We start from the raw sequence: 13557 nt of genomic DNA on the forward strand, positions 1-13557 counted from the left end.
CCCCTCCCCCTACAGCACACAGCAGTTGCGCTTGCGCCAGACCAGGTAGCCCATGTCCTCGCCGGCGGCCGGATAGGCGCGGCCGGCGTCGGGCGGCATGGTCGACGCGCCGATCGGCGAACAGGCATAGCGCCCCGACACCGTCGTGATCGGGTTGGTCATCTGGAAGCGATACTGCTGCTTGCGCATGATCGGCATGAGGTACTTCTTGCAAAGGCCCTTCGAGCCCATCGTCCCCCAGGCCAGCCCCATCCGGTGCATCTTGTACGCGAAGCGCGAGAGGGCGAGCCGCGAGGACTGCACATGGCCGATATGCGAAGGGATGTTGCCGTTAAGCGGGTACATCGTCCCCTGACAGCCCGCGCACCAGAACAGCGAGTCGAGCGGCAAATTGACGGTCGAGGTGACGCAGTCGCCGGCACAGGCGGCGACTGCGAGTGGATTGGCAAACACCACCGCCTCGGGATTGATAAGCGCGGTCAGGGTATCGTCCTGCCAGAGCGGATCGATCTCCGTCATATAGGCGATATCGAACGACGCCTGCTCGAAGCAGAGGAAGTCCGTCAAAATCTCCATCCAGTAGAGCAGCGGGTAAACGTACCAGTGGACGTGCCACTTCGCCGTGTTCTGGCTCTTGCCGCCGACCTGGCTCGGTCCCGCAAGCATGCCCTGGCCGATGTCGAAGCCGGGCGCGATCTTCTTCCCGCCGAGGTTTACGAAGCACCATGGCTTCATAGTCACGTCCGCCAGCCTGACCGGCTCCCAGAACCCGACCGAAATCCCGATACGCGGCAAAGGATCGGCACACGCGCAGATTGGCGACGCTGGATTGTTGGTGTCGGGCCTGCCGCTCGGCCAGATCTTGAGGCCACCGACCGACAGCGGGAACAGGCAAGACCAGCAGACGTCCGTAACAGGATTGACGAACTTGCCCGAGCATCCGACCGCTTCCGCGCGGCCCGGCAGGAGCGCAACCGAGCCGAACAGGGCCAAGATGGCGGCAAGGAGACGGAGCGGTCTCACGGCTCGACCTCTCCATGTCGACCGGCAAGCCAGGCATCGTCGGCGGCGTTCTTTGCCCGGAAGTAGCGGATGCCACAGAGAAGTGCGGCGAGCAGCAGCACGGCGCAAACGAGGCCCGCGGCATTGCCCGCGAGCGCGCGAAGCGGTTGCAGGCAGAGGATCGAGGCCGCAAGCGCGATGCACAGGAGTTGCCACAAGTGGCGCCTGCGGCGGAGCATCCTTGTCTCGGGCGCTGCCATCGGTGTGCGCAGCATGTCGAGCCAGATCGGCATCACTTCGCCCCCTGCCGCGCTAGGACATGCTCGCGCACCTGCATGACCTTGCCTTGCTGGCTCACGACTGCCGGCGTGTGGCGAATGCCGAACCGCTCGGTCAGCACGCCGTTCTGATCGAAATAGAAGCGGCGCTTGCGGTTGGTCATTTCATCGATCGGAGAGCCGGCAACGAGGATGATCTTGGCGTCCGTTGCGTTCCAGCGCCCGGTCGCCCACGCCATCTGCCTGGCATCGTCGCCATCGACGAAGACGAGTGCCTGGCGCACCGTCACGAAATCGAGAGGGTTCACGCGCTGCCCAGCGGCTGCGATGAGATTGCCCTTCTGGTCGCGGATGTCCCGCTCGACGACCATCGCCGGATCGAATTGCCAGCTCCGCTCCCGGATCGCCGGGGTTATCCCGGCGACCGGCTTAGGCCGACGCACGGATTGCTCGACGCGGCGCGCGAACTGTTGATTGAGCGCGTCGATCTGGCCCGATGACTGGAGCCGGGCCAAGCGGGCCTCGATCGTCGCCAGCAGGTCTGGCTCGATTATCGGAAAGGCTTGTGCCTGCGTCCCATAGTCGCGCGCCTGGGTGGACGCGGTGGCGCCGACGGCGACGAGAAGGCCTGTCCCAACTATGCGAAGGACGGGAGCTCTCACAACACCGCCTCCCCGGTGCCGAGGATTTGCGGGCGGCAGATGAACCCGATTTCGCCGTAGCGGCTGTCAAAGCTGTCGGGATGCGGAGTTCCCACGAAATAGCAGCCCTCCGGCACCGTGCCGATCGGCCCAGGTGTCAGCTTCTCGCCGCGCCGCGTCACTTCCTTCATCGAGCCGACGAGATGCCCGTTCACCAGGACTTCTGCGCCTCGATGCTCGACGAGATCGCCGGGCATGCCATAGACGATCTTTCCGAATGCCCCTGGGTTCTCGCCGAAATGCGCGCGCACGAGCGCGTTCACGGGCGGGACGAAGAAGAGATAATCGCCGCGCTTGGGCGCTCTGCCCCGGTCGATGGTGAAGGCCCAGTTGGGCAGGGATTCAGAGGCGTTGATGAACAATGCGTGGTTCTCGCGCCAGGACGACAGCGCGCTCGCGGCGATGCCGCCAATCCCAATGAGGCCGAGCAGCAGCCAGCGCCGCCTAGCCGGTCCGCGGGTTTCAGTTGGCGGGGCCATCGGGCGCGCTCCCGAAAGGTGAGGCCGTTGCAGGTGCGGTCTGCGGTGCAGCCGGTGCGGGAGCGGGAGAGCCACCACCTATCCTGGCCTGGAGTTCGGCAGGTGAGGCAGGACGCGGAATAGCGATGCCACTCGCATAAACCGCCCTTCTCACTTCATCGGTGATATCCGGGACATTGCGCGTGAGGACCGCTTCCGCGACCAGGACCGTCTCGCCCTTGGCGGCGCGCACAGCCATCTGGCCATCAAGCGATGCCATGAAGGCACGCATCTCGTGCTCGACCTGATCGGGCGGCGACGCGCTACGGGCCTGTGCCTGGATATACTCGCCGACAAGGCCGGACAGCTTTACCGCAACGATGCGCTGTTGCGATGGCGGTGAGAGTAAGGAGCGCGTCACCCACATGCCCCAGGCGAGAGCGGCAAGGAGGATCGCCAGGGCTGCGAGCTGCAGCACCGACAGGCCTGCAAACGCGGTCCGGCGCTTGCGCGGCTGCTCCGTGCCGACAGGGCGTGGGAGATCGAGCTCAGGTTCGTGTGAAAGATCGGTCATGTCGTCTCTCCCCCCGATGATCCGGATTGCCGCAGGGCATGCCAGCGGAGCACACCGACGATCAGGAACAGAATGGCAACCAGCCCGACCAGCAGCAGTTGGAACGAGCCTTGCCGCTGTGCACCCGCCTCGAGATAGCGCGCCGAAAGATTGCTCAGCTGGAGGAAGAAGCCATCGAAGCTGAGATTGCCGAGCAGAGCCAGGAAGCAGACGAACAGGCCGAGGACTACGAGCATGTTGGTTGCAGCCCATCCCGCTGTGCGAAGCCCATGATAAATCACCGCTTGCCAGTTCAGTACACGGCGACGCCGTGGAGGACGGTGGCGGTGCAGCACGATGCGTTCGGGGACCGGCATGGCTATTCCGCCGCGAGCGTAACCTTGCCGCTCGCCTCCTGTCCGTTTGCTTCTATCGCCGGTTCGAGCAACCGTTCGATTGCTTCCTCGATCGTGAGTCCCTCGCGTACCCCCGCTTCGATCGCCGCGAAGGTGCGTGGGCTCGACGAATAGACCGCCGCCGAGAAGGGATCGAGCACGAGCCGGCCCAGCGCCAGCGTGTCAGGGCCTTTGATCAGAAGGTCGGAATATTCCGTGCCGTTGCGTTTCAATGATCGGAGCAGCGCGTCGGTATGGCTGTCCATGTCGAAACGGTCGTGTTTTTTGAAATCGGCGATGGTTTCCGGCTTCTGCTGAAGAATGACGAACCAATCGCTGTTCTCAAGCGCGGCCTTTGATCCGTCCGACTTGTAGTAGTCGTTCAATGACTGGGTCGCGGTGATGAGCGACGCGCCATATTTGCGGCATGTCCGGCTGTAGGTCTCGATGAAATCGGCCATCGCGCCGCCGCGCAGCATCTGCCAGGCTTCGTCGAGGAGCAGCGCCTTGGGGATCGCGCGGTCGATTCGGCGCATCGCCTGCGATGACATGAACATGATCGCGGTCAGCACGACCGAACGCAGTTCCTCGCGGGATGCAAGGTCGGAAAGCTCGAACACGGTGAAATCGGCCTCGAGACGGAAGCTCACGTCCCCGCTGAAGAAGCGGCCATAGGTGCCCGCGCTCGAAAATGGGCGCATGGCGATGGCGAGATCTCCGGCAAGCATGTTGCCGGTGGCATCGAGCGCGGCGATCACATCGTCGACGCTGCCCGCCCTGCCCTTCTCGTTCCAGATCTGGTTGACAGCGCCGTCGATCAGTCCCCGCTCGGTATCATTCAGCCGGTCCATATGGCGCGCCATCTGCGAGACGATCGCCTTCAGCATCGCCATGCAGTCGAGCAGATAATCCTCGTCCTCTTCCGCCCGCGTGCCGTCGATCATGGCAAAGGGATTGAGGCAGAAGCCGGACGACATGGTGAATTCGACGAAGGCACCGCCCTGGAGCCTTGCAGAGTGCTCAAAGGAACGTCCGTCGTCGATCACCACCACTTTCGCCCCGGCACCGCATAGCGATGCGCACAGTTCCTGAAGCGCAACCGATTTGCCTGAGCCCGACTTACCGAACACTGCGACATTATGATTGCCGGCGGCATTTTCGAACGGCGACCAGAAGAAGGGCTGTCCACGCCGGCCCACCAGCAGGAGATGCGGGATCGGACCGCCCAGATACTCGCCCTGCAAGGGCGCGAGATTGCAGGCCGTGGTCGTAAGCATCGTGCGCATGCGCTTCATGCGCTCGAGATCGCGTGAGAGACCATCGGCGAGTGTGATCGGCATGGCGCAGAGCAGGCCCATGATCTGCAGATAGCGATCGTCGTGAAGGTCCCAGCCTGCGGCGCGATAGACGGACTTCACTATTCTCTCATGGGCGTCGCCCTGCCCCTTGGGCGAGAACGACGTCAGCGAGTAGAAGCAGCGCACAAGCTTGCGGCCCTGTCGGAGCTCATCCTGGACATACTGCCATTCGCGCGACTGTTCGCGCAGCTGCGGCAGGAAGCGCGCCGATTTAGAATCGGCGAGGCTGGTGGTCCGCATGAACTTGTAGCCCGCCTTGCTCGCGGACGCCTGTTCGTCGGGATATTGAAGACAAAGCACGGTCGCAACCGGACAGGGCATCCGCAGCTTGTCCGTGAACAGGTCGCCGATTAGCCTCGCCACATCCCAGGGCGCCCAGCGGCTCGGCAGGTTGCGCACCGAGAAGGAGCGCAGGTCGAACGTGTCGGGATAGATTTCGCCGATCTCGGGCGCACCATCGACATCCGCACCCGTCGGACGGAAGCGCTCGGTACGCAGCAGGAGCCGGTCGGGCTCGATCCTGAGCTCGATGTCGCGCCGGACGGCCTGGTCGGCGATCGGGTCGAACGGACTGTAGCTGGTCGGATCGTCACCCGCTGCCGTTGTCGGAGACGTCATGTCGTCAATGAGCGCAATGAGTGCGACGGGATCGAGGACGCGGGTCGGCACATCGATCGACTGGAGCGTCGAGACGAGGCCCTCTCGTACCGAAACCAATGCGTCGGTCGTTACCGATGCAGTATCGGGGACGCTCACCGAAATCACGATACGGTGATTGCGAAGATGGAAGGGGGCATCGGCCGACAGCGACCGCCAGACGCCGGCGCTCAGATAATCGGCGCGGTGTCGTGCCATGCGCTCGTAGATGCCACGGGCCCGGTAGCGGGGCACGAACCATTGCGAAACCCGGTCCCCGATCCGGGGCGACATCCAGTGAAGGATCTGGACGCAGCATTGCGCTGGGATGGCCTCCGAGAGGAACTGGGTCAGGATCTCGGCCGTCCGCTCGTCTCCGCCGACCAGCGGCGCCGCCTCGATTGCAAAACCCCGCGACCCGCTGTTGAAGAACAGCGACGTTTTCTGGTCGAAACTGCGATAGGGCAACCAATGTGCGAGCATTGGGACTCCGTGACTGGGCGGGCGCGTATCGGGCTTGCCGTCCGCGCCAAGAACCCGCTCGACGATCCCGCTGAAAAGACCGGGTCCAGTCATCAATCTTCCTCCGGAGCGCCCGGCAATCCCGGCGCGCGTATGGGTACCGCGCCCGTAGCGCTGGCCTCGGGCGAAACGGCTTGCGAAGGAATGGAGGGGGACGGCTTCGAATCAGGGTCAGTATCGTGCTTGGGCCTTGCAAGCACCGCTTCGACTTTCGCGCGGACCTCTTCGACAGAAGTAGGTTGGCGCACAGCTTCCGTCGCGACCTGCCCCGGTATCTCGGCATCGGCGGCTGATAGGGTATTGCCGTACCGCAAGGGCGGAGCTGCCATCGCCGTGCCGGCGAGTGGTGCAGCGACGCGTGGTGTTGCACCACTTATGGCATCCGGGACGTGCGCCACCTCGCCTGCCGGCACCCAGTCTCCACTCTCGACGACGGTGTGAATCGCGCTCGCTTCATGGAGGCGGCCAAGGTCGTCGATATAGGACGGGAACATGATGCGCAGCACCTTTTCCCCGGAGCGGCGCTGCGGTGCGTTGACGGCTCTCGCCAGGGTGTTGCTGCACTGCCCACCGGCGCAGCGGGTGGCCGCCGGCTTGGCTTCTTCTGCGGTCTCTCCCACCAGCAGCGCGACTGCTGCATCATCGATGCGCGAGGTGGGCGCGCAGGTTCCGTCGGGCGCACGGCACGCGAAATTGCCCTTCACATTGCCGTTCAGTATCGAGCAGCCGCCAAGCAGGCCAAGCACCAGGATAGGCGCTGCCATGCGCGCCCGAAATGCGATCGATCGGCCTCGCATCACCGCGCTCCCTTCAACCAGGCGGCGAGCGCGTCTTTAGGGCGGTAGCCCTCGATCATCGCGCCGTCGCTGCGCACGATGACCGGTGTGCCTGCGATGCCGTTGGCGGCCGCGAACTTCTCGTTGGCATCAAGCCCCGAGGTATCGCAGTTCGCTGGTTCAAGCGTATCGCCGGCGTAGGCCCTGCGTAGTGCGCGGGCCGGGTCCTTCGCGCAGTAGACGCGCTCACTCAGCGCGCGGCTTCCAAGGATCGAGATCGGCCGTTCCACGACGCGAACATTGAGCTCGGAGAGTACGCTGCTGAGCGCCCGGCAATAGGCGCATGTGAAATCGCTGAACACGGTGACCGTCGGACCCGACATATTGCCCCAGATGATCGCTCCCGACTTGGGGAGCCCGGTGAGCGACAGGGCGCGGTCCGGCCGCGCGCGCATTGGCTCGCGCGCGGCCGCCGCTGGCGAAGCGACCGCGGGAGCTGGGAGATCTTCGCCATCGGAAGTCCCGCTGCTGGCCGCGCCGCCGAGCAGCATGGCAGGATTGAGTTCGAGGAGGCGCGCAGCCGTCAGATCCTGACGCGATTCCATGTCGTAGACACGGCCGATCACCAGATAGCGCGCGGACGCATCGACATAGAAGAGATTGCTGCCGGCAACGACCTCACAAAGGCCACCGATCCGTGCGCAGTCGACCTTGGTGATCTCCGTCTTGGGCAGCCGCGCCTTGAGGAGGGCTGTGACCTTGTTGCCATCGGGCCAGGCAATATCGTTCGCAAATGCGACGCCGACACCGGCAAGCAGCAATGCGCCGGCGACAAGTCCAGCGTGAATGGAATAGCGCCGTAGCGGGAACCGGGGCTCAGTTGCGGACATAGGCGCCCTCCAGGAAAACGATCTCGACATCGATGCCCGTCGGCATCTCGATTACCGGCTGATATTGTTCGGCACGCTCGATCAGATATTGCGAGACCATGTCGCCGGTTTGCGCGACCCCCTCGCCGAATCCGCCCTCAAGGATTTCTCCGGTTGAAAGCCGCTGGCGTTTACCATCCGTCGAAATGTTGGTTCCGGAGAGAAGGGAACTCGTATTGGCGCTGAAGCCGCGGCCGAACCCACCGACCAGCCCGGCGAGAAACGCCTGGGTGACAAGGGAGCCTTCCCGGCTCACGACACGTCCGCGTACGCCGGTCTTTCCAGCGAAGGCGATGAAACCCTTTACTTCGGACACAGCGACACGGCCGCCAGGCTGCTCGCAGGTCATTTTCTGGAGTTTCACGTAGACTTTCTCGGACGAAAGATCGCCGCGCGCCGCGCCATTGACCAGGCAGCCCTCAATCCGTGTCGTCAGCACACGTCCGTTCTGGACGACCGAACGTGCCGGGCCCGTGATGCGCAGGACTACCGGGAGCGGATCGGTCTGGCTGTTGACGCCAGCACCTGCATCGACGCCGACGATGACACGCGCCGAAGCGAAGCTGTTCGGCGGCAGATAGTCGGGACTGTCCGAATAGACCGTGTTGCCGCGCTCGACGCGCGCGGCTCCGCCTGTCTCAAAGGCCACCACCTTCACCTGAGACACAGGCGTGGCGGCAAGAGCCGCAGTTCCGGGAGGCTGCTGATAGGTGCCCGGCGAACCCGAACCGTACATCGCTGCGGGTCCAGGCGCGGGCGTCACTGGGGGGGCGGCCCTTGCCGCGTTTACTTGCGCGCGCAGCTGTTCGTTTTCCTGCTGATAGGCGCTGAGCACCCGCTGGCCGTCGGCGGCCATCGACTGGTTCTGGCTCTGGAGGGCTGATACCTGCTGTGCGAGCTGGTCAATCCGCTGCTGCTGCATCCCAACCGACTTCAGCTGGTTTTCGGTGGACTGGAAACGGTTTTCCGAGGCGGCCATCCATTCGCGCTCGGATATGTTGCGATTGACCATATCATCGGTGGCAATCTTTACGTCCTGCGCGCCGGAGGTTTCGGCGTCGGGCGTGTCACCATCGTCAAAGATCCAGAAGGCCGACGCGATCAGAAGGACACCGGAAGCGCCGCCCAACAGCAGGCGCTGCCTGCGGCGCACGGCCTCGTTGCCCGCAAGATCGTCACCAACCGGAGAAATGTCCGCGGCGTCGAGCGGCTTGCGCTCGCGTGAGAAAAGCGTGCGCAGGTTCATGGCCGTTCCCCGGTACGAGTGACGAGATAGGCAGTGGTCACCTGGCCGGGCGCCAGGCGCGGCTCGGCGACCGAAACGGCAACCGCACTCGCAGGCGCTATCGTTGCGCCGTCGAGTTCGACCGTCTCCTTTCCGCGATTTTCGATCCGCAGCACCCGGCCGTTGAGTTCGGCGCCGCGATACTCCGCGATCATCTGCACCCGCAGCGTGCCGACCTGCACCGGACTGCGCACCGACTGGCGCATCTGGTAGCCGTAGATGACCGATTGCGAATACATCGCTTGCACCAGAGCCGCAGCCTCTTCGCGCGGTTCCACGCGGGCACGCGTCGCGGCAGGAGCGCGCTCGCTCGCGATCGCCGGGTTGGAGATGAAGACCTGGACGGCATCCTCGCCTGCGATGCGGCAGACGAGCTTGTAGACATAGCCGCGCTTCGATGTGGCGAAGAAGGAGAGCGAGGGCCGCGAATAGCCTTCGGGAACCGAGAGATAGATATCGCCGCGCACCGGTTCGTTGACCACAGTGAAATCTTCGGCGGGATTGCCCGTCGAGACCTTCGAGACCGAGGCGAACTGGTCTTCCACGAGGCTGATGCGGGTGAGATCGCGCGACGATGCCGCACAATCGACCCGCGACCCGTCGGCCGCCATCACCGTCTGATCTGCCCATGCTGGCCCGGTAAAGGCCAGGCTCGCGCCGATCGCCAGCAGCACGGCACCTGCTCCGCGGCTCATCAGGCACCAGGACCGCGATGAAAGTGCAGTGCCTGCCGCAAGCGTGCCGATCGCCCACATGACCATCAGCTCTTCTCCCCCGGCTTGTCGGTGACCATGCCGAAGCCGACCAGCTTGAGGCTGAGTCCGGTATAGTCCCAGGTGTAACGGAACCGCCGGTTCTCGACCGAGATGACTCGGTTGCCGACGATCGTCTGCAACTCGCCTGCCACTTCGGAAACCAGCGCTTTGGGATCGACCTTCATCGACTGGATCGTGAAGGTTTGCGAAATACTCGAGCCGCGTTGCTCGTCGAGGATCTTCAGGAGTTCGCCCTTGACCGCGCCTTGCGAGCCGGGATGAGTGACCTCGAGTACCTCGTTCATCCAGTATTCGAGGTTACGTGGGCTGCGATTCAACGTGAGCACGGCGACGTCGCGCGTGATCATCTCTAGATAGTCCTTCGACACCCCGGCGCTGCTCACGGTCAGATTCGAGCGCAGGACGGGCTGGAGCACGATCTCGCGGTCGCGGGTCGAAGCGATGAGGAAGAGCACGATGACGAGGGCGCCGAGAAGCAGCGTGGCGAGCGCAAGGAGGTTGCGCTGCCTGAGTACGCGCTGGCCTTGGGCGTGGCTGTAGCCGAGCTCCATGTCAGCCCGCCATCAGCCGAAGGTAGGAGGGTGGTGTCGCCCGGAGACCCAGGAAGCCTGCCGGCAAATACCAGTAAGCCAGATGGATCAGCCAGGAGGCCGCGCGTCCGGACTTCGCCTTTCTCAACCCCCACCAGCCAGCAAACGCCAGAAATAGACCGATAAGGATATGCTGGGTCAGGACGCCCCACGCGAAGGGAATGACCATCGCGAGGAACTCGTCCAGCGTCCAGAGCCCGATCAATTCGGGATCATCCAGATGCGCCGGAATGACGTAAGTGTCGGCCGCCATACACCACCCCCCTGTTGACCGGCGCGCCGCGGCTGACGGCGACCGGCAACGGCTGTCAGTTGATCAGATCGTTGCGGTGACCGTGGAGGTGACGATCGGAATACCGGTGCCGGCACCGACGCCCACGCCGACCGGGATAGCCACCTGGCCGAGGCTGAAGCGCCCGGAAGCCAGGCCAACGATGCCGCCGGCAAGCGAAAGCACGGTGATGATCTTGCCGCCCGAGCCTTCGAGGAAGTCGGTGAACTTGGTCAGAGCCGTGTTGAAGGTCGTGTCGGCACCTGCATAGGCGGTGCTCGCCCAGAAGAACGTGAAGAGCACCAGCGCGAGCACCAGCAGGACGAACTCGGCGTGGCCTGATTTCTTGATTGCGGTCTCGGTCATATCGATCCCTTTCGAGGCATTGGGAGAGGCATGTTCGCCGCGCCCTCCATGAAGACTTGCGAGGATCGTGCACCGACGACAGCATCGGTTGCCGGAGAAGCGGACTTTCTTCCGATTTTGCGATGAATCGTTAATACTGTCCCGATATACCGGACATGGGGTAAGTGTGAGCGGGACAGATCGGTGAGCTTTTTGGGACAAGCTGTCCGGGATTTAGGGACACCGGCGAATCGGGTAATCTACTCTAATATGAGTCGCTTCGCCGGGACGGCCGATCGCTCGGCCAACTCCGTGACGGAAGCGTCCATTTCGGAGGGAAGCTGACGATGCCGGGCCGTTCTCGCAGCTATGCGCTCAATATATCGGCGGAGCTTTTCAAGCTCACCACCGAGAGCATAAGGCTGCATTCGAATGAAACGCTTCGCTACCAGACGCTCGCCCAGCTCCTGACGAAGCGTATCAACAACCCAGCGATAACCGATAGTCTCGATCCCGAGCAATTGCGCCAATACCTCGATGATCTGCCCACCCGCGGAAACGTTCGCATCCATCTCAATATCTCTCGGACCAGCGCGGATTCGCTGGTGGAAATCAAGAAACATCTCTCCCGCGAAATCGGTGGCAATTTGACCATCAGCGACGCGATCGCGCTCTTGATTTGCGACTACTTGGTCAAACAGAGTGCAACGCGCGTTCTTCCAAAAATCGGCCTTGGCGACTCGGGCCGTTCTGAGTCGCCCAAAAAATGATTGCCCTTCGCCGAACGTGAATCGCAATGCCAACGGCCGTAACTGGTGTCGTTGCGAAAGCCCGCTGCACCTTGCGAGAATCAGCAATTTATGATTTTGTTAGGAAGTTCTGACGGCGCGGCGAGGGGACCACGCATGTCCTCAACGGACGACCCGGATCACACAGCGATCGACACGAGAACGGCCGACGGTCGGAATGGATATGTTGAACTGATCCTTCGCATGATGCGTGTTCATCGGGTCAGCTTGCGCACGCTTGAGCGCCGAACAGGTATCGGGAAATCAAGGCTCGGACTGCTTCTGCACAGCGATCCGGCGCGCCGCCCGTCCATAACCTTCGACGAACTGAAGGCGCTATTCGCCGCACTCGACATTGACGTGTTTGAAGCTGTCATCTGCGTGGAGGCTTTCAACGATATCGACGTGCTCGATGCGCCGCGCCATCGCTCGGTAATCGCCTTGTTGCGAGTGGTGTTCCGCTATCTCCCAGTTGAGCTCCTTGCCGCGCTTGAAGAGTTTGACCACATTGATGGCTCCGATGTCCGCCCGGAATGGGCGGCCGGACTGCAGCGTGCTGTGGTCAGGAGATTGGTAAGCGAAATCACACGGATTGCAGCCGAGCGCGCGATCGGATGGGATCGCGAAATCTGACGAATGCTAGAAGATCTGTAGTGAGGCCACTCGCGCTGGCCTGGTTGGCACAATTGAGACCGCCGGGGAGCCAGCGAAGTCGCCAATCGCAAGAACCTGATGGCGGCCAGCCAGACGAGCCCACTTGTCCAGGACGTTGCGGACATAGGCTTTCGTCTCGGCGATCGGTGGGATTTGTCCGCCCTTTACACGTCCTGGTCCCGCATTATAGGCAGCAAGCGCAAGATGCACCTTGCCGAACCGGTCGAGCTGCGCGCGAAGATAACGCGCACCGCCGCGCAGGTTCTGGACCGGATCATAGCGGTCGACACCAAGATCCCCTGCTGTTCCTGGCATGAGTTGTGTAAGTCCATAAGCTTGCTTTGAGGAGATTGCTCTCGGATTGTAGGCGCTTTCGGTCAGGACCAATGCATCGAAAAGGCCGACGGGAATCCCAGCATCACAAGCCGCCGCACTCATCGCTGTGTAAGCGGCGCGACGACGATCCTCGATGTCGTGTGCTAGGAAGCCCACTGGGCGGTATGGAACGGTTATGCAGTCCGACGGGATATAGCGCCCCTCTTCCGGCCACATGGAAAGCAGGGGCGGCCTCATCCATGCTGGTACTGCGATATCGGAAAAAGGGGCGAGTGCATCCCGCCGTATCACGTCTCCACCCTCCACAGCCAACGCGCCGAAGCTTGCCAGCATGGCATCACTGGTCCGCGTCCTCGTGAGATCGAGCAGGTGAAAACCGCCTGCAGCGGTAGTCTGCTGTGAATTTTCTTCCTGTTCCTGCATTTCGTCGGCCGCGCTCGGACCCATGCGGACGATCTCAACGATACGCGTTGATCCGCCGCTGGCGAGCGCGGGAGCGGGAAGCGCAAGCGCGGCTATCACCGCCGGGATTATATGTTTCATCATATGGGAGAACCCTGTTTCGTCGGCGTGCCAGAGACAATGCTCGTGCTCACGGCAAGACTGTCAACCCCAGGGCATCGCGGGCTATCTGGGGACCGAGTGGTTATCCGCCAATAGAGGCTTCGGCGATGAAATAGAGCGCCTGGGTGGCACCAACCCAGGCTTCGACACGGATGAGAGGGTCAGAATCGGCGGCATCCTCGGGGAGATCCGCCTCCGCCCAATGGTCGTCGACATAGCGAACGAGCGCCTCCAGCGCCGCACTGTCGCTATCATGAAGCGAAAGATACTCGCGCTCCTGACGGGAGATGAACAAGAGGATGTGGCTCATCTGCGAGCTACGCCATAAAGAAAGGTGTCA

18 protein-coding genes are annotated in these 13557 nt (G+C 62.8%); 2 read left to right on the forward strand and 16 right to left on the reverse strand.

The annotated features are described in order from the left end of the window. Positions 1–9: 9 nt before the first annotated feature. The 14 genes from traU to Q0316_RS09590 all read right to left on the reverse strand — a co-directional run bounded on the left by traU (position 10) and on the right by Q0316_RS09590 (position 10896). Entirely contained in the window at positions 10–996 is a 987-nt protein-coding gene (gene traU, locus Q0316_RS09525) for a conjugal transfer pilus assembly protein TraU (RefSeq protein WP_238564980.1), read from the reverse strand. Between the two features lie 23 nt (positions 997–1019). Then, a complete protein-coding gene (locus Q0316_RS09530; protein WP_022684036.1) occupies positions 1020–1295 on the reverse strand; it encodes a hypothetical protein in 276 nt (91 codons plus the stop codon). Continuing rightward, a complete protein-coding gene (traW, locus tag Q0316_RS09535) occupies positions 1295–1921 on the reverse strand; it encodes a type-F conjugative transfer system protein TraW (RefSeq protein WP_028056193.1) in 627 nt (208 codons plus the stop codon). The genes Q0316_RS09530 and traW overlap by 1 nt, the downstream gene beginning before the upstream one ends. A 17-nt stretch (positions 1922–1938) precedes the next feature. Then, positions 1939–2460: a S26 family signal peptidase gene (locus tag Q0316_RS09540; protein ID WP_022684034.1), complete on the reverse strand. Its 522-nt coding sequence runs from the start codon at positions 2458–2460 to the stop codon at positions 1939–1941. Beyond that, positions 2444–3013 carry a TrbI F-type domain-containing protein gene (locus Q0316_RS09545; protein WP_022684033.1) on the reverse strand — a complete coding sequence of 190 codons (570 nt, stop codon included), beginning with the start codon at positions 3011–3013 and terminating at the stop codon, positions 2444–2446. Before Q0316_RS09545 ends, Q0316_RS09540 begins: the two co-directional genes overlap by 17 nt. Beyond that, entirely contained in the window at positions 3010–3369 is a 360-nt protein-coding gene (locus tag Q0316_RS09550; protein ID WP_022684032.1) for a hypothetical protein, read from the reverse strand. Before Q0316_RS09550 ends, Q0316_RS09545 begins: the two co-directional genes overlap by 4 nt. 2 nt (positions 3370–3371) lie before the next feature. After that, complete coding sequence (traC, locus tag Q0316_RS09555; RefSeq protein WP_022684031.1) at positions 3372–5957, reverse strand: type IV secretion system protein TraC; 2586 nt, start codon at positions 5955–5957, stop codon at positions 3372–3374. After that, entirely contained in the window at positions 5957–6667 is a 711-nt protein-coding gene (locus Q0316_RS09560; RefSeq protein WP_191229160.1) for a TraV family lipoprotein, read from the reverse strand. The genes traC and Q0316_RS09560 overlap by 1 nt, the downstream gene beginning before the upstream one ends. Positions 6668–6699: 32 nt before the next feature. Further along, entirely contained in the window at positions 6700–7500 is an 801-nt protein-coding gene (locus Q0316_RS09565; RefSeq protein ID WP_367179676.1) for a DsbC family protein, read from the reverse strand. A gap of 55 nt (positions 7501–7555) precedes the next feature. Beyond that, the gene (locus Q0316_RS09570; RefSeq protein WP_022684028.1) at positions 7556–8854 is read right to left on the reverse strand and encodes a TrbI/VirB10 family protein; all 1299 of its coding nucleotides are present in this window, start codon (positions 8852–8854) and stop codon (positions 7556–7558) included. Then, on the reverse strand, positions 8851–9654 hold the full coding sequence (locus tag Q0316_RS09575) for a type-F conjugative transfer system secretin TraK (RefSeq protein ID WP_022684027.1): 804 nt from the start codon (positions 9652–9654) through the stop codon (positions 8851–8853). The genes Q0316_RS09570 and Q0316_RS09575 overlap by 4 nt, the downstream gene beginning before the upstream one ends. After that, positions 9654–10220, reverse strand: coding sequence for a type IV conjugative transfer system protein TraE (locus tag Q0316_RS09580; RefSeq protein WP_022684026.1), 567 nt, complete (start codon positions 10218–10220; stop codon positions 9654–9656). The genes Q0316_RS09575 and Q0316_RS09580 overlap by 1 nt, the downstream gene beginning before the upstream one ends. Before the next feature lies 1 nt (position 10221). After that, positions 10222–10512 (reverse strand): type IV conjugative transfer system protein TraL, encoded by a 291-nt coding sequence (traL, locus tag Q0316_RS09585; RefSeq protein ID WP_006960957.1) that lies wholly within the window; start codon positions 10510–10512, stop codon positions 10222–10224. Between the two features lie 63 nt (positions 10513–10575). Then, entirely contained in the window at positions 10576–10896 is a 321-nt protein-coding gene (locus tag Q0316_RS09590; RefSeq protein ID WP_022684025.1) for a TrbC/VirB2 family protein, read from the reverse strand. 326 nt (positions 10897–11222) lie between these two features. Here Q0316_RS09590 and Q0316_RS09595 point away from each other — a divergent pair, with 326 nt between their 5' ends. Both Q0316_RS09595 and Q0316_RS09600 read left to right on the forward strand, forming a co-directional pair. Then, the gene (locus tag Q0316_RS09595) at positions 11223–11645 is read left to right on the forward strand and encodes a hypothetical protein (protein WP_022684024.1); all 423 of its coding nucleotides are present in this window, start codon (positions 11223–11225) and stop codon (positions 11643–11645) included. A 222-nt stretch (positions 11646–11867) separates the two neighbouring features. Then, positions 11868–12296 carry a helix-turn-helix transcriptional regulator gene (locus Q0316_RS09600; protein ID WP_298671702.1) on the forward strand — a complete coding sequence of 143 codons (429 nt, stop codon included), beginning with the start codon at positions 11868–11870 and terminating at the stop codon, positions 12294–12296. Between the two features lie 6 nt (positions 12297–12302). Here Q0316_RS09600 and Q0316_RS09605 read toward each other — a convergent pair whose 3' ends face one another. Both Q0316_RS09605 and Q0316_RS09610 read right to left on the reverse strand, forming a co-directional pair. Beyond that, entirely contained in the window at positions 12303–13196 is an 894-nt protein-coding gene (locus tag Q0316_RS09605) for a lytic transglycosylase domain-containing protein (RefSeq protein WP_037504815.1), read from the reverse strand. 103 nt (positions 13197–13299) lie between these two features. After that, positions 13300–13527, reverse strand: a complete 228-nt coding sequence (locus Q0316_RS09610; protein WP_022684021.1) for a hypothetical protein — start codon at positions 13525–13527, stop codon at positions 13300–13302. Positions 13528–13557 lie beyond the last annotated feature (30 nt).

Origin of the sequence: uncultured Sphingomonas sp. (genome assembly GCF_937871615.1) — a bacterium.
In the GTDB taxonomy this organism is placed as follows: Bacteria; Pseudomonadota; Alphaproteobacteria; order Sphingomonadales; family Sphingomonadaceae; genus Sphingomonas.